The organism is Spirillospora sp. NPDC052242 (assembly GCF_040679555.1).
GTDB lineage: Bacteria > Actinomycetota > Actinomycetes > Streptosporangiales > Streptosporangiaceae > Spirillospora.
Window position 1 is genome coordinate 1 of sequence record NZ_JBFAUZ010000077.1, and the last position, 22,409, is coordinate 22,409.

The 22,409-nt window shown below is 65.7% G+C and carries 10 protein-coding genes and 1 pseudogene; 4 read left to right on the top strand and 7 right to left on the bottom strand.

What is annotated here, in order from left to right:
• Window positions 1-498, top strand: a pseudogene (locus tag AB0L25_RS38735) (IS5 family transposase); the annotation flags it as partial.
• A 1,190-nt stretch (window positions 499-1,688) separates the two neighbouring features.
• On the opposite strand, the gene AB0L25_RS38740 reads toward AB0L25_RS38735, so the two are convergent.
• Window positions 1,689-2,105, bottom strand: a complete 417-nt coding sequence (locus tag AB0L25_RS38740; protein WP_500178351.1) for a hypothetical protein — start codon at window positions 2,103-2,105, stop codon at window positions 1,689-1,691.
• Here AB0L25_RS38740 and mobF point away from each other — a divergent pair.
• The 3 genes from mobF to AB0L25_RS38755 all read left to right on the top strand — a co-directional run bounded on the left by mobF (window position 2,049) and on the right by AB0L25_RS38755 (window position 5,411).
• On the top strand, window positions 2,049-3,515 hold the full coding sequence (gene mobF, locus AB0L25_RS38745; RefSeq protein WP_500178353.1) for a MobF family relaxase: 1,467 nt from the start codon (window positions 2,049-2,051) through the stop codon (window positions 3,513-3,515). The genes AB0L25_RS38740 and mobF overlap by 57 nt on opposite strands.
• A gap of 355 nt (window positions 3,516-3,870) precedes the next feature.
• Entirely contained in the window at window positions 3,871-4,446 is a 576-nt protein-coding gene (locus AB0L25_RS38750) for an AAA family ATPase (RefSeq protein WP_500178384.1), read from the top strand.
• Window positions 4,443-5,411, top strand: a complete 969-nt coding sequence (locus tag AB0L25_RS38755) for an ATP-binding domain-containing protein (RefSeq protein WP_500178354.1) — start codon at window positions 4,443-4,445, stop codon at window positions 5,409-5,411. The genes AB0L25_RS38750 and AB0L25_RS38755 overlap by 4 nt, the downstream gene beginning before the upstream one ends.
• 790 nt (window positions 5,412-6,201) lie before the next feature.
• On the opposite strand, the gene AB0L25_RS38760 is transcribed toward AB0L25_RS38755, so the two are convergent.
• The 6 genes from AB0L25_RS38760 to AB0L25_RS38785 form a co-directional block, all read right to left on the bottom strand.
• Window positions 6,202-6,807, bottom strand: a complete 606-nt coding sequence (locus tag AB0L25_RS38760; RefSeq protein ID WP_500178356.1) for a hypothetical protein — start codon at window positions 6,805-6,807, stop codon at window positions 6,202-6,204.
• Window positions 6,808-6,818: 11 nt separating this feature from the next.
• Window positions 6,819-13,904, bottom strand: a complete 7,086-nt coding sequence (locus AB0L25_RS38765) for an RHS repeat-associated core domain-containing protein (RefSeq protein ID WP_500178358.1) — start codon at window positions 13,902-13,904, stop codon at window positions 6,819-6,821.
• A gap of 50 nt (window positions 13,905-13,954) precedes the next feature.
• Window positions 13,955-18,187, bottom strand: a complete 4,233-nt coding sequence (locus tag AB0L25_RS38770) for a LamG domain-containing protein (protein WP_500178360.1) — start codon at window positions 18,185-18,187, stop codon at window positions 13,955-13,957.
• Window positions 18,188-18,568: 381 nt separating this feature from the next.
• Window positions 18,569-18,904 carry a hypothetical protein gene (locus AB0L25_RS38775; protein ID WP_500178361.1) on the bottom strand — a complete coding sequence of 112 codons (336 nt, stop codon included), beginning with the start codon at window positions 18,902-18,904 and terminating at the stop codon, window positions 18,569-18,571.
• Between the two features lie 85 nt (window positions 18,905-18,989).
• Window positions 18,990-20,276, bottom strand: a complete 1,287-nt coding sequence (locus AB0L25_RS38780; RefSeq protein ID WP_500178362.1) for a type IV secretory system conjugative DNA transfer family protein — start codon at window positions 20,274-20,276, stop codon at window positions 18,990-18,992.
• Between the two features lie 192 nt (window positions 20,277-20,468).
• Complete coding sequence (locus AB0L25_RS38785) at window positions 20,469-20,657, bottom strand: hypothetical protein (RefSeq protein ID WP_500178364.1); 189 nt, start codon at window positions 20,655-20,657, stop codon at window positions 20,469-20,471.
• Between the last annotated feature and the right edge of the window lie 1,752 nt (window positions 20,658-22,409).

The window sequence follows — 22,409 nt, forward strand, 5'->3', positions numbered from 1 at the left end:
AGACCGGGAGCCCGTCTCCGGGCCACGAACAAAGTAACGGGGAGCTGACGGGCCCGAATCCTGTCGACCGCGGCAAGCCCGGGTCGAAGATCCACTTGCTCACCGACCGTGCCGGTCTGCCCCCTCTCTGTCGGAATCTCGGCGGCCAACACCCACGACAAGCTCGGCTTGGAACCGCTGGTGAAGGGCATCCCGCCGGTCCGGTCGCGCCGCGGCCCGCGCCGCCGCCGTCCGGCAAAGCTGCACGCCGACAAAGGCTACGACTACGCCGACCTGCGGAAATGGCTGCGCGGCCGCAACATCGTCCCGCGCATCGCCCGCCGCGGCATCGAGACCTTCAACCGGCTCGGCCGACACCGCTGGGTGGTCGAACGCACCGTGTCGTGGATGAACCACTGCCGCCGCTTGCACCGCCGCTACGAGCGCAAGGCCGAACACTTCCTGGCCTTCGTCGGCATCGCCGCCGCCCTCATCTGCTACCGCCACCTCACCAAATGAGACGGCGTCTAAAGCGCAACGGCGCGTCGGGCAACCTTGCCATTGAACATTGCGGCCAAATCGGAGGGAGGTACTGCGCCAGCCATCGCCCAACGGCAGGCGTGAACGAGGTGTCCACTTCCCAGGTCATGGGCGACACCCTCCAAGTACAGCTCAAGCCGTGGCCGTTGTCCCAGTCCGGGGGACCTCCTTCTACGCCGCGCCCAAACTGATCACCCCGAGTCATGGGACACGTCGGCGGCCCGAGGCAGGGCGCGGACGGCACGGTTGAGGTTGATGCCCTCACAGGTGATGGCGTCGCCGACGCGGCCAGGCCGGTCGAGCCCACCACCAGCGCCACGCTCGGCTGGCAACGCGATACTCCGCTCCAGACCGCCACCGGGTCGGCGAGCGGATGCGTCCCGTGCGGGACCACAACGATCTCCCCAGCTGCACCCTGGTCGGTCTTGAACATCCGCACGTCGCCGTCCTGCAGGACGGCAGTTCGAAAAATGATGATCGACCGCCGCGTGACCTCTTGGGGGGACCGAAGCAGTCTCCCGGTGGCTCCCCGATTGGCTCCCGAGCCTGCGAAGGAGTCACCGGAGAACCGATAGACGCAAACGCAGAACATGCTCTGACCTGCGGAAACGTGAGGTGGGCGATACTGGGTTCGAACCAGTGACCTCTTCGGTGTGAACACGACTGGATTGCCCCACCCAGGAACCGTTTTCAGCATCAGCCCAGGTCAGAAGCACTCATTCGCTGTCCTGCACATCCCTTCAAGGAAGGTCGAGGAACCTCTGATCTCCCAGAATTCGCACCCCTCCAAGGAGCAACCAGGTAACGCTCCGCTATCTGAACGGCCTCCACACAAGCTCCATCGGTGAGGCCCATCCCGTGCTTGGCCGCAGACGAGCGACGGCGATCTCATGTGCGCCGAACAGGTGACCCAGCTCCACCGCACCGAGGCCGACACCGCACCCCACTCCCAACACTGACAAGGTGCCGACCTGGCCGCCGCTTCCGCTGCGCGGAGGCCCCAACGAACATCGACCCCGGCTACACCTCCCCGCAAGAAAGCCTCCGAGGTCGGAGCTGACCCCCACGGCTTGCAGGCCGGGTGAGGAGAGGACATTGGCGAAGGCTCTGCGACGCCCGTCGGTTCCCTGGCAACGCGGCGTTCCGTCCTTCGTGGGACGAATGCGCTTCTACTTGGTCACCTCAGGCACGGCGTCCCCGACGTGGAGGCTGGTCAGCGACTTGATCTCCGCCTCGCTGAGCGCAGGCGGATCGCCTTCCCGCGCACGAACCCGACGGACGAACCGATGGTCGAGCCGCACGTGATACCGCTCGACATAGTGAGCCAGATCCGAGCTCCAAAACCACTGGCCATCGGTCAGTATGGCCAGCCGGGCGATGGGCCTCTTCGAACCGCTCAGCACGTCGAGCACGAAGGACGTCGTTACCGCAAACGTCGTGCCTGCTCGCAGATATCGCACCAGCAGTTCTTCGTGCTCGTCACCTCGCGGACGCACCGCGGCGCGAAGCGAAGGGCCGTCCGGTGCCCCATGCGGCAACTCACGGAACCGCCCCAGGAAGCGTTCGGAAAGCATCAACTCGTCCACCCTCGTACATTAACGATCCACCCACTCATCGCGCACTTCGATTTTTCTCTCGAGCCCAGTCAAGACCTGGGCACAGCTCCAAATCATCACGGCTTTATCTGGGTGGGATCCGGCCTGCCAGACCTCGGCATCACCCCGGGCATGGTGCTGGACGAGTCCCAGTACCCGGCCGCCCGAGCCCTGATGCAAGGACGTCACCCGCACTCCCTCGTCCCGCTCGTCCCCGTCAAACAACAGGTCCCCGACCACGCGAAGGTCCGCGGGCTCCCGCTGGTCATCGCGATCGAGCAGACGGCACGAGCGCGCGGGATCAACGTCGACGACCTGTGGACCAGCAACCGGCAACGCGCCACCTGGGAACGCCTGCGCCGCCAAGTACACGCGCGTCCCGAACAAGCCCGCATCCCCGCCGACAAAGCCGCCGTCCTGCTCAAGCGCGCCGACCTCGACCCCCACGGCGTCTACGGCCCCACGTTCGTCGAAGCGCTCTCCCACGCCGACGAACGCGTGCCCGTCGGCAACAGCGGCTACGACGTCACCATCACCTTCCACAAGTCCTTCAGCGCGCTCACCGCACTCGCTCCCCAACCCATCGCCGAGGGCATCGAAGACTGCCTCCGCCAAGCCTCCCTGGACGCCCTCGCCCTCCTCGAGCACCACACCGCCTACGCCATGCGCAGCCACCACGGCGACGGCCGACAAGCCCGAACCGTCCCCACCAGCGGCTTTGCCGGATGGATGACCACCCACCGCGCGTCCCGCGCCGGAGACCCCCACTGGCACGTCCACTTCACCCTCGCCAACATGGCCCGCGCCCAGGACGACAAGTGGAGCACCATCGCCGCCGGCGGCCGCGACCTGATGAACCACGTCCACCTCGCCGGCGCCTACGCCGAAGCCCGCGCCCGCCACCTGCTCACCCAACGCCACGGACTCCGCTTCACCCGCAGCGACCGCACCGGACGCTGGGAAATCACCGGCATCCCCGACCGCCTCCTCGCCCTCTGGTCCAAACGCGACACCGAGATCCGCGACCTCCTCAACCACCAAGGCACCACCTGGGACGACGCCACCCCCACCGCCAAACGCCGCGCCGCCGACCGCACCCGCGAAAGCAAAGACCCCCACCTGACCGCAGCCGCCGACGCCGACCTTCACCACGCCTGGACCACCGAAGCCCGCACCGCCGGACTCGACCCCGCCGCCATCCTCAACGCCGCACTCAACCCCCACCACCCGACGCCGCACCCAACCCCACCGACAGCCCACGGCCAGGCCCACCACACCCCGAAACCGCGACCAACGAGCCGGAAACCGCCGCACCCGACCTCGCGGCCCTCGCGGACGTCCTGCTCGACCCCGACCACGGGCTCACGTCCCACTCCACCGCGTTCCGCAAGCGCGACATGATGGCCCGCATCTGCGAAGAACTCCCCCACGGCCTGGCCGACCTCACCGAACTCCACACCCTCACCGACCGGCTCCTCGACCACCACGACATCACCCAGATGCCGCGCAAAGGCCCCGCGCACATGGCCAACAACCAGCGCTACACCACCCAGGACGTCCTGGACGCCGAACACGCCATCGTCGCCGCCACCACCAACGGCCTCAACGCCGGCCTGGCCGCGGTCGCCCCCGCCGTCGCCGCCCTCGCCCTGGACGTCTACCAGACCAGCGCCGGCCACCCCCTCGACCCCGAACAACGCCACGCCTACACCCGCCTGGTCACCGCCGGACACGCCATCGACACCGTCTCATCGGCATCCCCGGCTCCGGAAAGACCACCATCATGGCCGCCGCCCGCATCGCCTGGGAAGCAGCCGGACTCACCGTCGCCGGCTCCTCCACCGCCGCCCTGGCCGCCCACCACCTCGGCACCCAAGCAGGCCTCCCCCAATCGGCCTCCGTCGCCTACTGGCTCACCCTCATCGAACACGGCGACGGCCCGCACGGCATCGACGTCCTCATCCTCGACGAAGCCGCCATGACCGACACCCGCGACCTGGCCGCCCTCCTGCACCACGCCACCCGAACCGGCACCAAAATCGTCGAGATCGGCGACCCCCACCAGCTCGCCTCACCCGGCGTCGGCGGCGCCTTCACCATCCAGCACGACCTCACGGCGGACCCCACCTCACCATCAACCGCCGCCAAACCGACCACCTCGAACGCCAAGCCCTCGAACACTTCCGCAACCGCGAACACGAACAAGCCCTCACCCTCTGGGCCGACAGCGGACGCCTCATCGTCACCGTTACCCCGCACGAAGCCAAGCTCGCCACCCTCAACGACTGGTGGACCAACCGGCACCACCACACCGACCCCCACCACCGCATGACCAGCACCCTCATGCTCGCCCACCACAACGACGACGTCGACGACCTCAACCACGCCGCCCGCGCCCTCGCCCGCCACGCTGGCCACCTCACCGGCCCCGACACCACCTTCCCCACCCACCACGGCCACGACATCCCCCTCGCCACCGGAGACGTCGTCCTCCTACGCACCAACACCTACCGCCACGGCGACGGCCCCGACCTCCTCAACGGCACCCGCGGCATCATCACCCACGTCGACCCCCACGCCCACCACATCACCCTCACCTGGCACGACACCCACAACCAACCCCGCACCACCCGCATCGACGCCGACTACATCGCCTCAGGCGGCCTCGAACACGGCTACGCCACCACCGTCCACAAAGCCCAAGGCCAAACCGCCGACCACGTCAGCCTCTACTCCCTCGACGCCAACCGCGCCACCCTCTACACCGGCATGAGCCGCGACCGCATCACCGCCCACACCTTCCAACCCGCCACCACCCTCACCATCGACATCACCCTCCAACAATGGCAAGCCATGACCCCCGACGCCCGCCGCACCCAAGTCATTCAGCTCATGCGCGACAAACTCACCCACCAGCAACCCGCCACCATGGCCAGCCACGAACTCAAACACATCGACACCTACACCCAAACACCACCCCACCCACGCCACCCGAACACCCCACAAGCCGGCACCGCCAGACCCACCACCGCACCGGACGCAACAGCACCGCCCGCCGCATCACCCGCACCCGCCCCTGGCTCAGCCACCTCGGCCCCCGCCCCACCACCTCCCACGACCAACAAGCCTGGACCAGACTCGTCGCCGCCATCGCCGCCTACCGCCACGACTACCGGGTCGAGGCCGCCGACCCCCTCGGCCCCCGCCCAACCACGCCGACCGCAGCCACCGAATGGCACGAACTCAACGAACTCACAACCCGCTACACCCGCACCCGAACCGAACAGCAGACCCTAACCGCCCTCAACAACCTCCATACCACCCTCCAAGACCTCGTGAGCCAAGGTTGCGATCTCGCACACATCTCTCGACGGAACCTCGATAAGACGTCAGCAGAAATGAGCGATCCAGCATATGGAATCAGGCTCGACGGAAATATCGTTCTTCGATGTGGATCTGCACTCTAAATCGAGGGGCTGCAGGGCTGCATGGTTTTCTGTCTGGCAGGACTATCTGCAGGTCTGTGGGTTAGGTGGTGATCGCTTCTCAGTTCAGGGTGATGCGGTCACCATAATGCAGCGGCAGCACGTATAACACTGCCTTCTACCCGGGCGCTTGCTGGTCACGTTGGGCCGATTTCAGTGGTTGGCGGATGACCAGGTAGAACACCCAAGGGTGGCCTGCCATCAACCGCGGCGCCTTTCGCCCAGCGTGGACGCAAGTAGGCGCGGTAGGACGACGAGCGTCGGCCTTGCGGTGAAGAAAGCCGTATTGGAAGTTCAGGCGGGTCTGGCGACACCGTTGGCGGCAGCAACGGAATAGCGGTGCAACAGCGAAGCTGCCAAGAGTGTCAAGCGCCGAAAACATAAAGGTCGTGCCGTGAATTAGGCAGCATCATGCCGACCGTGAACAAATCTACCGAGCAGGGATGCGCTCATGGTCGGTGATCTCGCCCTACCCAACTCCAGCAGCCGCTTGGTCAGCTGCCGCAACAGCCTGCACTCGAATCAACTCCAGGACCGCACGGGCTTGGGGCTCCAGCCGACTGGACCGGCAGAAATGCTTGCCAGCCGGTCAACTCTGCTCATCAATAGACCAAGCGACTGAGTACCCTGCCCCGGAGTCCCCACTCCTCTAGTTCGTCAATGCCCATATGATTATCGCCTTCCAGGCGATGAATCAATTGATCAATATAGGTGAGCGCTGCAGCCATAAACGGGTTTTCGGTTAGTTGTGACCGCCAAGCCAACTCCGTTGCGGAGTCTCCAATATCCAATACTCCGAACTCTTTCTCGCATAGCGACGAGTAAATTGGATTAATGGCATATTCAAGCAAGGCTCCTTCCGGAGTATCATGTGAACTTGCAGCAGTAATGGCTCCCTCTAGGCAGGCCAATATGTCCTGCATGTAGGTGCTTTCGGATTCCGGCACTCCGCCCCCTTCGTAGGCGAAACTCTCCAGTTCCGCTGACAGGCTATCGACCTCAAAGGCTTGACCATTTGCGACATAAGACGCCAGCGTATTGCAAATTCTGGATATTCTTTCATACTCTCCGCCTTCTCCTTTGTGTGTACTGTCAATGAGGGGCAGCAATCCTTTCGCGGTGATGACGAAAAAGGCTACTTGTTGCCTTGACTTCAGAGCCTCTACTCGCTGGGCAAAATTGTCGATGGCCGAGTCGAAGTCTCCCATATGATCCTCTCTTATCCTGCAGGGATTTTGTGGCCGCGCAATTGAGCGGAGCAATTATGCTCCTTAGGTCCACATGGGGCCCTCTTGTAGGTGCCTACGCGCATTATGGTATTAGGGTTTATCCATTTTAGCAGATTTTCTTCCGCGTGCTTCCCTCGAGAAGTAGGTACGAGATTGATACCAAGTTCCTTTGCTTTTGCTCTCATGCCCTTGTCGAAGCCATTGCTGGATCCTGCATAAAGTGTACCATCTATGGTTTGGGCTACCGCGATCGTCCTCATACTTCGCGAAACCTTGCTATTTCCGGCGTTTCTGATGTTCATCGCCAACCCCTTAAGTTGGCTTACAGTTAGCGTGTTGCAGTTATGGACGAGGATCGGTGTTCGGCCGGCAAGCGCATGATAGGTGTGTAGGTTGGATATGGCGAGGTTGTGGACACGTTGGTTAGTCGATGTACTGTGCTTGACGGCGGTTATCTGAACATATGTGCCGGTGCTGGTGCGGAGCCACATGCCCGGCCGAAGTTCGGCAGCATCAATCCATTGGGAGATAGCGCCGACCACCCAGAAGGGATGGGTGTTAGAGGCGATGATGAGGCCGGTCTTGGAGGTATTGGGCGCGTGGATCAGGGGGCCGCTCTTGTTGTCCCCGGTTGATGTCGCAAGGTAGCTGTTGGAAGTGCGGGAGTCGACGGTGATTTGGACGAGATTCTTGTCGCCCTTCGATGCAATGGTGGCTAGAACGGATTCAGTACTGGACTCTCCAGTTCTAGGATCAGTGGCCAACACTTTGTCGCCAACCTTGACATCCCGGATTTCTTTCGTGCTGCCATCTGCCATGAGCACTTTGGTGTCGGGCACGAAGCTGCTGAGGCAGGCAATATCATCGATGATTTTGTTCAGCCTCGTCGCCGGCACCATTTTGCCGGTCTTTGAATCCCTTCGGGCCATCTTGGGGAGAAGGCCGCCGGTCCCCTTGCCGCCCACGACGGCTTGAACTCCTCCGAACATTTCAAACCAAGCCGCGACTAGCAGACCCATCAATTTACTATCGACACAGTCGCTCATCGATGAGCATGCGGCTTTCGCGGCAAAAATGTCGGCCTTTACTGGACTGTGCAGCCATTGAGTTCGATTTTCATAGAAGCGCTGCACAAAGACGGTAATGTTGATTTTTTGGGGCACCCTGATTACGCTGGCCGGTCCGATGGTGCGGCTCTGGTTCGATCCCGAGCGGCTGCCGTGGTAGATGGCGCTGGGGCTTGCGATTCCGTTGGGGGTTCCGTCGCGGTCGGTGTCGGTGCAGCCGCCGAGTTGTGGGGCGCAGCGGGCTTGTTCGGGGGTGGGGCAGACTCCGACGTCACATTTGGTGCGGCCTGTGGGATCGCTGTAAGTAACGGGGGAGTTTTCGGCGTAGGCGTATCCGTTGTAGGACTGCTGGTCGCCCAGATTCATTACTGGGTCGACGGAGATGAAGCGGCCGGTTTCGGGGTCGTATTCGCGGGCGCCGAGGTGGGTGAGTCCGGTGGGTTCCTGGGTGCCGCCTAGGAAGCCCTTGTCGCTGGGCCAGGTCGCGTCTTCGTCCAAGCCGCGGATGATGCCGAAGGGGGTGAAGCGGCGGGTGGTGAGTTGCTGGGTGGTGGCGTCGATGGCGAGCTGTGCGGTGCCTTGGTGGTCACCGGTCATGTAGGTGACGGTGCCGTCGGAGGTGCGCATGGCGACGGTCTGGCCGGCGAAGGTGTAGTAGCGAGTGCCGGTGGCGGTGGTGGAGCCGGCGGGAGCGTGGAGTTCGGTGCCGTCGGGGAGGTAGAGGGTGGTGCCGGTGGGGTCTTTGCGGATGAGGCGGTTGCCGTCGGCGTCATAGATGTAGGTGACGTCGTTGCCGTTTTCGGTGACCTTGGCGAGTTCGCCCTCGGTGTTCCAGTCGAAGGTCTGGGTGCTGTTGGTGGGTCCTTCGGCGGTGGTGATGGAGGTGGTGTTGCCGGTGGCGTCGTAGCCGTAGCCGGTGGTACGGACGCCGGTGGGGCCGGTGTGGGCGACCGTTTCCAGGCGGTTGCCGTTGCCGGGTTGGGCGTAGGTGTAGGTGCGGACGGTGTCGGTTTCGCCGCCGATGCCGTGCCGAGTCTCGTTGGTGCGGTTGCCGGCTTTGTCGTAGGCGAATGTGTGCCAGTACGGGGCAGGGCCGCCGATTACCGCGTCGGTCGGCTCAGTCGCGCAGGTGTTGGTGGTTTGGGTCCAGGCCTGGGTGAGGCGTTGGAGGTGGTCGTAGGTGAAGCACTGGTTGTCGACACCGTCGGTAGTGGTGTCGGTGATCGAGGTGATGTTGCCCGAGTCGGTGTAGTGGTAGACCGCGTTGCGGGCGTAGCCGAGGTTCTGGCGGGAGACGCGTGCGGTTTGGAGGCGCTGGGTGCCGTACTCGTAGGCGTAGGTCTGCCAGATGCGCTTGCCTTCAGCCCCGAGTTCGATGAAGGCGGGCTTGTGGGTCGGGGTGTATTGGGTGTTGTTTACGTAGACGGTGCCGTCGGTGTTGGTGACCTGCGTGGGACGCAGGTATTCGTCGTAGGTGTAGACGAGACTTTCGCGGGGCAGCCCGCCACCGACGGACAGCACCTCGCTGGCGATGGTGCCGGTGAGTTTGTAGGTGGTGCGCTGGGAGTAGGTGCCCGCGAGCGGCCCCTGGGAAGCAGGGATGGTGGTGGATGTGGTCACGGGGCGGCCGAGGGAATCGTAATTGAGGATGCGGTTGGTGTAGCTCCCGTCGGGGGTGTGGCGGGTGGCGGAGGCGAGTTTGCCCTTGCCGTAGGACGCGGTGTCGTACGTCCACGACACCAACGTCGTGCCGTCGGCGGCGCCTTCACGGACGGTGGTCTTGCGGTCCAAGCCGTCGTAGGAGGTGAACAGTTTCTTGCCGCGGGCATCGGTGCTGGAGACCGGGCGGTCGAGGTCGTCGTAGGTGTGGGTGGTGGTGCCCGCGTCCGGGTCGGTCGATTGGATCTTGCGGCCGCGCAAGTCGTAGGTGGTGGTCCACTCGTTCCCGGACGGGTCGGTGACCGAGGCGATCTCGCCTGCGGGAGTGTAGGTAAACCGGGTGGCGTCGTAGTCGCCGGTGGGAGTGGATGCCTTGTACTGGCGGCGTTCGATGACCTGGCCGAGGGCGTTGACGATCTCGGTGGTGGGTGTGCCGCCGTTGGGCGGGGTGACCGAGAAGCGGTTGCCGCCGCCGTAGCTGTGGGTGGTGCGCCACAGCTCCTGTTCCGGCTGTTCCCCGTTGCCGGTAGTGAGGCGTTCGACGGTCTTGCGACCCAGGCCGTCGTATTCGGTGTGGGTCTGGGTTTCGACGGCACCAGGGGTTCCGACACCGAACAGTTCGCTTTCGGGTACACCGTTGGCGAGGTAGGGAGCGTAGGATTTGACGGCTTGGCCGCGGTTGTCGTAGAAGGTGTCGCTGATCAGCCGCCGTGGTTCACCGGCTTCGGTGGCATGGGTGGGGGTTTGTGTCTGGCGGGGCCGCAGCCACCCGTCCAGTAGTTCGATCTTGATCAGGCGCTCGTCGCCGTCTTCGGTCAAGCCCTTAGAGGTGACGGTGACGATCTCGCCGTCGGTGACCCGGTATTCGAACGCGTGGTTGGGGTCGGTGCTGCTGCCCTTTGCCCGGTTGGGCAACCACACCTGTGTGAGCCGGCCCAGCGGGTCGTACACCAGGTCGGTGCGTGCGTTGTAGTTGGACTTGTCGATCTCGGTGACGGTCTCGCCCCACGCCGGTTCAATATGGGTTTCGGTCGTCAGCGCCGTCGCCGGGTTTGCGGGGTCGGCCGGTGGGGTGGTCGCGACGACCTTGGTGTTCAGCCCGTGAGTGTCGGTGTAGGTGGTCGTGCTGGACTGGCCGAGGGCATCGGTGACCTTGGTCGGGCGGCCGTAGGCGTCGTAGACCGTGGCGGTCTGGGTGACGTACTTCGGTGTGGTTCCCTCATAGTCGGCGAGCTTTTCGACCTTGGTGACGTCGCCCTTGGTCGGGGCGGCGCCGAATCCACCGTTGTCGTAGTGGGTACGGGCGTCGGAGACCACATGAGCGGGCCGGTCAGTGGTGGCGGTGCAGGGCACCGACACGGTCTCCATCCGGGACGGGAACGACACCATCCACGCGTTGGTGTTGTCGGCGTAGGTCGTGCGGGTGCACTTGTCGTCGGCGCCGGTGGTGACATCACCGAGGTTGTTGCTAGAGGTGATGCGGCCGACGCCGGGACCGGAGTTCTTGTAGGTGTTGTCGGTCTTGGTTTCGATCCAGCCGCCGCCGTCCTTGACCGTCCAGGTGCGGGTGGTATCGGTTGCGACCACGTTCGCGGTAACGGTGCCCCACGAGCGGGTGCGGGACGCGGTCTGCACCCGCCAGGGGGTGTTGACCGTCTTGGAGTAGATGCTGCCGCCCGGCTCGGTGTACTTGACCGTCCGGAGGGCGAATCCGGCGAGGGCGTTGTGGTCGGTGTGGGTGCCGCCTTCGCCGTCGGAGACGGTGACCGTTTTCTCTCCGCCGTCCTTGGTCTTGCGGTCGCCGTCCATGCCGCGCATGTAGTAGGTGTCGGTCTGGGTGGCGGGGTCGGCGGGGTCGCCTGTGAAGGTGCGGACGTGGCCATAGCCGCGCCACTGCGACCAGGTCTTCTCCTTCTCCTTGGTCAGGCCGTCGTCATCGTCGAAGTGCCAGGCGGCGTCACCGACGTACTCGTACTTGGTGGTCATGTTCGGCGACAGGCCGGTACGGTCCACCTGGGTGACGCTGGTGACCACGTACTTGTGGAACCAGTCGGTGATGGGGTCTTCGCGGCCGGGGGGTGTCCAGATCACCGGCATGCAACGGGTGGTGTTGGTCTCCGGGGTCGGCAGATCCGACAGAGAGCAGTCGGTCTCGGAGTAGTTGATGTCGATCTGCCCGCCGGACTCGTCGTAGATGGCGCCGACCCGGTAGCGGATGTAGGGCAGGATGTCGTCGCCGCTCTTGTCGAGCCGGTTGTCCTTCTGGACGGGGTTGAAGGTGACCTTCGGCAACGCCACCGGCTTTTCCTCGCCGGTGACGACGTGGCCGGTGTGCTGGATCTCCTTCAGCAGCAGGTCGCGCTCGGCATCCGCCAGCCCCCACTCGTGGCCCAGGCTCCAGGAGTCCACCGGCCGGTATCCGGAGGCGTCGGCCTTGATGATCTGCGTGGTGATCTTGGTCAGCCGTTTGCGGGACCAGAACGTCGGTGAGATGCCGCCGTGGTTTTCCTTGCACTCTTGGCCGGAGTTGCAGTTCCGGTCCCAGGGGACGTCCCACCAGCGGTCGGGGTTGTCGCCGATCTTGGCCGGGTCGCAGTCGAACGTGGCGTCGGGGATGCAGCGTTCGGAGGTGGTGAAGGTGACCTGCGCGGGCGCATTGGCGAACAGCGCGTCCTTGCGAAGCCCGTAGGAGATCGTCTTCAGGTAGCCGCCGCGGACGTAGGGGGTTTCGTCCTCGGGCTTGAGGTTGCGGGCGTAGTGGTTGGTCTCTTTGGCGTAGGTGTACAGGATGGCGTTGCCGGAGGTGTCGACGACGTAGTCGAGGTTCCACCGGTACGCCTGCTGGCACCACGAGTCTTTGAACCCGGCCGCATTATGGCAGGGTTCGCCCGAGTCGTCGCCGAACACCGGGGTCGTCCAGGCAGAGTGGGTTTCCGGCTTGCCCGTCTCCCAGCCGGGGGCCCGGTTGAGACCGAAGTAGTACTGGGTGCCGTCGGTGGTGGTGACCTTCCAGTACTCCCCGTTGTCGTCACCGTTTTCGTTGTCGTCACCGATGTCGTTGGACGAGCTGGTGAGTTTCTCGTACTTGGTGCCGTCGTCGTCCTTGGTGCGCCAGGTACCGTCGGAGGCTTTGATCAGCTCTCCGCCCTTACCGTTCCACGTGACGGTCGCGTTGTCGTAGCCCCAGCACATGTCGCCGGGCGGGTTGCCCCATTCATCGTCGGGGGCGCCGTCGTCCTCGCAGGGCTTGTAACTGCGCTCGATGAATCCCGGCCACAAATCAAAGCCTTCACCGACCCAGGACGGCTGCCCGTTGGTGTTGGACGTGCGGCCGTCCACACTCGCCGAGGAGTAGGAAATTTCGAGCTTGGGCGTGAGGCCGCTGGGGACCGGTGGGACTCGCATCGGGTACGACCATGAGAACCCGCCAGTGTTACCACCAGCGTTCCACGTTGCCGATGCCTTCAGCGAAGTGGCCTTGTAGTCGCCCTGGGAACTCTCGGAGCCGGCGGCCGCTACCAGGAGGGTTGCGTTGCCTTGTGCCGAGGCGACCGCAGGGGACCCGGACTTGGCGGCGGGGGCTGCTTCGACCTCGGCGGTCAGAGTCTTCGCCTCACCGCTGTTGGCGGTCTCCAGTGGAATCGGGGTGCGGCACTCGGGTTTGGAGGGTGTGGTCAGGGCGCACTGCGGCAGTTGCATGAGCTGTAGGCGGGCGCCGTAGGCGCCACCGAATGCCTGCTCGAATTTGGAATAGTCGAGCCGCAGCCGCACCCGGCCCGGAGTCGAGGCGTCGGTGCGGGCCACGGTGAACGCCATCCCGTTCACGCCCGCGCCACGGGCAGCTTCGGAATCCAGTACCTGGACCCGGACCTCGCTTGCTGCCTCTACATTCTCGCGTGACTGCTTTGGCTGGGCCGGAGCCAGCACCTCGATTGGCAGGTCACCGGCCTTCACCGGCGCGGCGGCGGCCGTGGCCGAACGCGCGGAGTCCGCCTTGGCCGGAACGCTGACCTCGGCGCTGCCGGGCTTGGGCCAGGTCGCCTTGGCCGCCGGCCCCGGATCGGCAGGGTCAGTCTTGCGTGGCCGGGCCTTCAGCTCGCGGCCGGCGACCGGCTCCCGGTCGTCCTCGAAGACGGGTGGCTTTGAGAAGGGCGACTCGGCGAGCGCGGGTGGTACCGACAGCAGCCCGATCGGCATCACCAGCGCCATTGCGACCGCAGCGCCACGCGCCAGCCGACGCGGCTCCAGCATCAGAGCACGGCGGCGCATCCCCCGGTGCGGCGTCCTGCGGTGCGGTTTCACGCGGCCTGCCTTCACAACGTCCTCCACGGCGCAGCCCTGACCGGGCATGCCCGGCACTTCACAATCGGTTCGGTAGGTCGAGCTTGATCCACGGAGAATTAGGGGCTGCCCTCAGGCTCGGGATCGTTCATGACGGCGAGTACTTGGGCCTCGTTCAGTGCCGTGCTGTAGACCTGTACGTCATCGATGGCGTCCGGCCAGGATTCGGCGGCGGCGAATTTGTTCCTGCCTATCTGCAGGCCGCCGTTCGTCGCGTGGAAGCCGAACACCCCGCCTTCCTGGGATATGCCGTCGACGATGCCTTCCAGCTCCCCGTTGACGTACAGGCTGACCTCGTTGTTCAGCGCGTCGTACACCACGGCTACGTGATCCCACCAGTGATCGGTGAAGACCGAATGTGCAGCGATCAGCGGATCAGGCGCGGCGTCATCTCCGTTGCGCATCTCGACCTGCCAGTGGCCTTGCAGCGTCGGCTCCTCGCCCGGAACGTATTTCACGATGAGGGAATTGGCGTTGGTGCCGGCTTGGGAGAAGACGGTCGCCACGTTTTGTGGTCGGCCTTGGTTACGGACCCAGCCCGCGATGGTGAAGCTGTCATCGGTCCGCACCACCGGTGCTGCGGTTTCGGCGAACCCGCCCGCCTGGGCATTCAGCAGCAACCCTCCGTCGGGTGCCCCCCAATCCCCCGCCTCGGGGTCGATCGTCGCGCCAGCGCCGAGGGTCAACTGGGGTGCCCCGGCGGGAATCCCGTCGACCTTGCCGTTGACCGGCTGTTTGTTGAGCGTCCAGCGGGCTTCCAGGACGGGATCCTGGGTGGTCATCTTCCCGATCTCGTCCGTGGCGAGGACGCGGTCATAGACCCGAACGTCGTCGATCAGCCCGGACCAGTGGTCGAAGTCACTCGAGTCCCACTGCGACCGCCCGATCTCCAGACCACCGGTCGCCATCCACTGGGATGTCACCACCGGGCTGTCGACGCCCTTTTCACCGTTGACATAGATCTTCAGCTTTCGGGTGACCGCGTCGTACACCCCGACCAGATGCGTCCACTCACCGGCGAGGGCAGGATCCTCGGAGGTGGCCTGGAACCAGCCTGCCTCGGTGCTGTCGTGCGCGGTCCGGGCGAACACCCAGCGGGCGGGCTTGTCATCGATCGGCTCGACGTACTTGAGGTAGAAACCGCTCTTGACCTCGCCGCGTACCGACACCGCGGTGAAGTTCTTGCTCGGTGAGGTGGCCGATGGGTCCACCTTCACCCACGCCGACACCGCGAAACTCTCCAGGGTGTTGATCACGGGACGTTCGGTCGCGGCGTACTGCTTGGTCGCGTTGTCCAACTGCAGGGCGGTACCGGTACGCCCCTGGGCGCCCAGCGTGGCGCCGTTGTGCAGTGTCGCTTTCCACGGGGCGACCGTGCTGTAGGCCCGCGGCTGGCCCACTGCCTCGTTCATGTTCCAGTGCGCGACCAGCCCAGCGTCCTCGGGGACGGTTCCGGCGTGGATGTGCGCGGCCTGCTCGGTGGTGAGGGCCTGGCCGAATGCCTGCACGTCATCGATCGAGCCCGGCCAGGCGTTCGGGTAGGTGCCGTTGTACAGGCTGCGGCCGATCTGGAGCGCGCCGTGGGACTCCAGCGGTGCGGTCACACCGTTCGTTGTGGCCTCGAGGCGACCGTTGACGTACAGCCGCAGCTGCTGAGCGGTCTTGTCGTAGACACCGATCAGATGGCTCCACTCACCGATCGGTAGCGAGACGTCGTCGATGGCCTGCTGCCACTGGCCGCCGCCACCGTCCTTGGTGTCGGTGGACGGCTTCTTGAACACCGGCTTGCCTTCGGGGGCGACACCCAGCTGGAACGCGCTCTGGAAGGCGGCGTTCTGCGCCAGGATGTTCTCCATCCCGTATCGGGTCGGCTTGGCCCACGCCGCCACCGTGAAACTGCTGGTGGTGTCGACGGCCGGTGTGGGGCTTTCGGCATAGGCGGACTCGCCGTTCAGATCCAGCGCGGTGCCGTTCTTGCCAGCGGCGCCCAGGGTGGCTCCGCCGCGCAGCCATGCCGGCCGTCCCGGGCCCGCTGCGGTCACCTCGGTCGTTCCGGCCGCCTCGTCCATCGGGAACCGCACCACCGGGTCGGCGCCGGTGTTGGCATGGAACTCATACGAGCGGCTCGGGCCGTTCTGATGTGAGGGCGCGAACGCCTCCACCGACACGGTGTTGGGGCCCACCCGAGTCGGGGCCAGCTCCACCACCTGGGGGGCGCCGTTGGTGGTCGCCACCTCTTTGACCAGCGTGTCGTTCAGAGTGACCTTGTACTTGCTGGCCACGCCCTTGGCGTCGGCGATGACGAATTTGCCGGTCTCCCCCACACCGCCACGTCCGATCCCGTCGCCCGGGTAGTCGGTGGAGGAGATGGTCGGCTCACCGGGGACCGAGGTGTCGTAGTAGAAGTAGCAGCCCGTCTGAGCCCCGGCGTAGCTCCACGGACCGAACTGCGCGCCATCCCACGCCCGGACACCCCACCCGATCAGCTTCTTCTGCGGGATGGTGGACGGCAGTTTCATCTGAAACTGCGATCCCGACGTCAGCGGCCCCTGCAGGGTGCTCTTCCACTTCTCGCCCCAGTCCGACCCGTCGGCCTTGTCCGCCCAGTGCAGCGTGAACTGGGCACTGACCTTCCGGGCATCCTCGGTGTCCTTGTCATGCAGGTAGGAGTACACGGTCGGGATGGCGTTCACCGTCTGGGCGCCGGGCGTGTCCACGCACTGGCCGCCAGGGTTGGCGCGCATCGTGTCGGTGTCGGGCTGCTGCGGCGGGTGGTTGTACTGGATCTTCAGGTGGGCGTCGTCGGCGAACCGCTTCCACCAGGCCATCGACGACTCGCTGTAGGCCTTCAGCCCGAACGTCATCGACCCGTAGCCCTTGTCGAGGCCAACCTGCACGTGGTCGCGCAGCAACGGGCTGCTGAACTCCACCGGGGTACTGGAGCAGTACGCCACGTCCCGTGACGCCACATGCTCGCCCCACGCACCGCCGTTGCCCCATGTGCCGACCGTGTTGTTCCAGGTGGCGTGCGACACCAGAGCGCTCGTGCGCCACAGCTGCACCGATGTGGGGCTGTCACAGTCGTACGCGCTGGTCTCCCATGCGACGAACTCGACCTTCTCGACGTAACGGCCCTTCAGCGACGGCAGCGGCATCCGGTAGAACAGCCGCTTGGTCTGGTCCTTCACGCAGCGGGAGTCATCGGCCATCAAACAGCGGCCTACACCCTCGGTACCGCTGAACTTGTAGTACGGCTGGTCCGGCCAGCCCGACGACACCATCGCCCAGCTCGACGCCTTGCTCGTCGTCCACACCGGGTCGATGAACACCGGGAACGTGGTGTCGGGCGCCGTCAGCATCTGCTGATCCGGCTTCAGCGTCAGCGTGCCGCCGGCCACCTCAACATCCAACTGGGCCGTCTTCGCACCCTCCGCCGGTCCCTCCGCAGCGCTTGCCCTCGCCCCAGCCTGCTGCTTAGCCACCTGAACCGGCTCGCCGGAGGAGTCCCACATGATCGGCTGCGGCGCCTCGAACACCGCCGACCCCGAACCAGTGTCGGCCGCCGTCAGCACCCCCGCCTCGTTCTCGGAGATCTTCAGCCGGGTGCTCTCCAGCCCGAACGCCAGCTCCGCCAGCCGCGGATCGGCGGCGGCCTCGGCCGTCTTGACCACCAGAGTGTGGGTGAACCCGTCCGGCAGCGCCTTCACCCGCAGATCGACATCCTCGCCAAGGACACCCTGGTACTCGGCGACGTCCCCCGACACCACCGGTGCAGGCAACTCCGTCGGCCACGAGAACGAGATCGTGCGACCGGCACGTTCCATCACCGCCAGCGGCTCGTCCCCACCATTGGAGAACCGCAGCCCCACCGTCGACGCTCCCGGCTCCAAGCGGCCGTCCGCTGGTGACAGATCCAGGTCGATGGGCTTCCACTCACCGTCCACGCGGGCCCTGACCGGCCGCAGGTGCTCGGTCACCTCGAACTTGCCGTCCGGCAACGCTTCCACGGTGCGGTGCTCACCCCGCTTGGACAGCACCTCGACCCGATCACCGGTCTTCACCGCCAGATCCGAGGCCTTCTCCTCCGTCGCCGCACTGCTTGAGGCGGTCGTCGGGTCACTCGCCGGCTCGTCCGCGCCCGCGGGAGACGGTGCCACCCACGCCAGCGCCTGCAGCAGGCTTACGCACAGCGACAGCGCCAGGCCGACGGCAAACCAGTGGCGGCCCCGTTCGAACAACCAGCCAGAAAAGAACGGACGGCGCGTGCGTTCGCCGGCCCAGCGCAGCGGCATGAGGACCTCGACGGGTAAAGAAACAGTAAGAGCGGCGTAAAGTTAGCCCGAACTGGCGCAGGAGCGGAAGATCTCGCAACGATCTTCGAAATGTGAAGTAGGTCACATGATCACAGATCGGGAACGAATATTGACTCTCATTAAGGGGCTGGAGTAATGCAGTCGGGAAGAGATAAATGTGTCAGGCCGACTTCAATGAGTAACACGTGACAAAGAAAGGACGTGAATCCTTCCCCGGTGGATGATCTTGGCAAACCCGCCTGATGGGCAGTGTTACCGGATCGTGAGGCAGATGGAGGGAGAGGTGCTGTGGTTGGCCGGAGGGTGCAACGCGCAATGTAGGGCGGGTGGTTTGGCGCCAGCCCGCCCTACGCGTGGTGGCTACTGGGGTTGTGCGGCTTCGGGTCGTGGAGCTGGTGGGGCGGGCGGAGCCGTGCGCGGGTGGGCGGTGTTCGGTGTAGCGGCAGATGGACGGGCGGTGGGCGGGACGGTACCGGGGACTTGGGCTGCGACCGTGAGGGGTGTGCCTTCGCGGACCTTCACCACGACGGGGGCCGGGTCGGCGATGAGGTGGTAGATGGGTTCGCCGTCGATGGTGAGGACCTCGTAGCGGGCGAGGCGGACGCCGACGCGGTGGCCGTTGGTGTCGGTCGTCTCGAGGCGGTAGCCGATCAGTTCGGGGCCGATGTCCTCGACGGGGATCTGCATCCTGCTCACGATGTTGGCCTCCTCGTTGGCGTGGTCGGTGGGTAGCGGTGGTTCACGGGGCTGAGCTTGGCTGCTGCACTTGCTGGAGTTCGTCCTAGTAGGCGGTGTCGTTGGCCCATGACGGTCGTGTCTTGGTCGTGTGGACGCCGGTGGTGCAGTCCCCGAGCCAGGTGCGGCGGATGCGCTCGAGTGCGCGGCCGAGGGCGTCGCCCCATTGGTAGGGGGCCGGGCCGGTGCCGCCTTTGGCGGGGTGGTGGGCGGCCAGGTAGCCGGTCCACAGGTCGGTGAGTTCGGCGACGACGCCGCCGTGGTGCTGCCAGCAGCGGGGCAGCTGGTCGGGGGTGAGTTCGTAGGTGTCGGCGAGCCAGGTAACCCAGTCGACGAACCGCGGCCACAGCTCGTCGTAGTCGGTGGCGTCCAGACGCCCCCACACGATGGGCGTGCCGGGGACGCGGTCGGCGTCGGGGACGGCGAGCCGCTGTTCGACGGCCGCCAGGCGTCCGGACAGCGCGGCCAGGTCCTCGCGCCTGCTCTGCAGGACGGCCGCGATCTGTTCCTGGATCGCTTGGAGCAGCGCGCCCGGGTCGTCGGGGCTCGGTGGTGACGTCATGGCTTCGCCCGGGTGGTGGCGGTGACCTTCTGCAGGGCGCGGTGGGTGGCTTCGGCGATGTCGGTGGCGCGTGGTCCGCGGTGGGCCGGGACGAACCGGACGCGGGTGGCCGGGGTGGTGCGGTGGATGAGCACCCCAGTGCCCTCCGGCATCGTCCGCAGTGCGTCGGCGTCGAGGATGAGGTTGCGGCGAGTGGAGGTGCTGAGCTGGACGCGGCGGTCGTCCTGGGGAGACCGACAGCTGTGTCTGGTCCTGGTCGCCGATGACTTCGGAGAGCATTTTCAGCTCGCGGGGGTCGCCGACGCCGCCGAGGACGAGCTTGACGGTGGCGTTGGCGAACATCTGCCGCACGCCGAGCCGGCCCCAGCGCTGTTCGGCGGCCGCGAGGTTCTGCAGGCTGGCCAGGATGAAGATGCCGAACCCGCCCGCCAGCGACATCAGCTCGGGTAGCGGCAGGCAGTTGGCGATCTCGTCGCCGAACACCCCCAGCGGCGGATCGAGACGTCCACCGGTGGCGCGTGCGGCGCGGTGCTTGGCGGTGTCGGTGATCGCCCTGCCGAACGCCGCCAGCAGCGGCGACAGCTGGGAGGCGTCGTCGTCCTCGCCGATGAGGTAGACGGTGCCGCCGCCCACCAGCCACCGGTCGATCGACAGCGACTCGTCGGGCGGGCAGCCGAAGGTGCCGGCGACCCGGTCGTTGAGCATCCCGGCCAGCGGCTGGAACGCGGTCTTCCAGGACGCGCGCTGCTCCTCGTGGTCGCCCTCGTACATCACGCGAGCGCCCGGGCCAGATCGCCGCGGCCGCGCACGGCCAGGATGTGGAACGGGTCGCGCGTGGACGGGCTGGACGCTCACCGGACGACATCGCGCGTGCCGAGCCCTTCGAGGGCGGCGGCGTGCAGCCAGCACGACAGCAAGATCTTGGCGTTGTGAACGAAGTACCCGCCGTTGCGGGTGCCCTGGTCACTGTGGGGGGCGGCGGCCAGGGGCCTCGGTGCGGCGCTGCGCGACACCGAAGTCGGCGCAGCCGTCCACCAGCGACCACCGCAACTGATGCGGCCACCCCGACACGTTGTAGGGGTCTAGGACTTGCACGGGCCCCGGCCGCAGCTCCGCCGTGGCGTACAGCACGTCGGTGCGCGCGGACGTCACCAGCGCCGGGCCGTCCGGCCAATCCAGCAGCGCGGGAATGACGACCTACTGCGTCTTCCCCCCGCGCGCCGGCGCGATGAGCGCGACGGAATCCTCGATCGGCACCCACAGCGGAACCCGCGCACCGATAACCGAACCGCACGTCTCGCTGCGGCCCTGCCGGGAGGACGACGAAACGTCCCCACGACATCGTCCGCTTCGATTACTGGCCCACCGGGACAGAAGGGATGTCTGCCAGGCAGGAGCTATCCCCGCCCTCAGGGCCACCGACGACGCCGGCTCGACCCGGAACTGACCCGCTGAGGTCGCGGCCCGCCACGTGGCCGACGTTGACGCTCGTCCAAAGCGCTTGCCGGACGGCCGATACGTTCACTCGGGCACCCGCGAGCCCAGGCGCAGGTCGCACACCGTGGCCCATGACCACATCACGATCAAAGCCCTGTGCGCCCGGCCTCGGCTCACGCTTCGAGGAACTGCCCGCCACCGAAAACCTCGGTGCGGACCTCGTGCACGTGCTCGCCCGGTGCCCGAGAACCTGGCACGACCAGTGGCAAGCACCGTACCCGCGGTCCTCGCCCCTGGTCCAGAGACAGATAGGGCGACGAGCACCGCCCATCCCCCGCGACGAGGCCGCCCACCCCGAAGTCCCAGCACCCTGAAGCATCACTGATGGTGCACAGAGAGTGACATCTCTACGGAACGATCTGGTGACCTCATTCGGGTGGGAGAAAGATGATCTCCCAAATTCCTCCCAGTTGGTGGCTGTGGCCCCCGCGGTCACAAGTGAACACCAATACTGGCATCCCCCTGACGTCCAGGATCAGGGAGAAGAGATGTCCACGCGCAACAGGAGGGCAATACACGAACACACTGTCATCGGGCCAGGTCAAACCGGTGGCAGGCTCTGCGGCGATGCAGGCCCGTCGCGCCCGGAGTGACGGCAGAGCACATGTCTCGCCGACACAACGAGTGACCAGCCTGAGGCCGAACCAGCTGACCACATTCGAGCTGGGGCAAGATCCGCGCCCCAGATCTGCCCCACGAGCCCCAGCACGCGCGGTCCGAGTCACCGGCGGGCGGCTGACCTGCAGTGATGCCTCAGCGAACTCGTGACTACTTCGGCAGGGCCGAACAGCGACAAGAGGCCCGCTCTCTGCGAGAGCAGGCCTCTGACCTGGGGAAACGTGGGCGATACTGGGTTCGAACCAGTGGCCTCTTCGGTGTGAAGCAAAGAAGAGAAGTCGATCTAGGTCGATCTGAGTCGATCGGGGAGCCTCTCACCTGCACAAACGCCCTGCCCACGTAGTCCGAGGTCTGGGGCGGTCGACGTGTGGTGGCTCCCGATTTTGGCTCCCCGAGGCATGGGCGCCGCGCTCAAGGGGGCGAGCGATCGCGCCACCTGCCAAGGCGGAAGCGATGCCCGTCCTATGCCAGCGATCGCGTTCACCAGGCCGACAGCCATCGGCTGCTGCGGACTAGCATTGCCGCTTCGCACGCCCAAACCTCCTCGCCGGATCCGGGATCTGGCTCCTTTCGGCCTTCCCCGCCCCACGTCACGGCGAGTTCGTTCGGGTGGTCTTCGCCGGGTCCGAGGTATCTCTCGGCTACTGGCGCGATACCCGTCCCGAGGCGACGCTTGTCCGGCCATCACGGCGATGCTCCACGGACTCGCCGCCCTTCATCGGCATGACTGACGACGGCAGCCTCCTCGCGTGATCCGCAGGCTCGGTGTCCAGATCCCGACCAACCGAT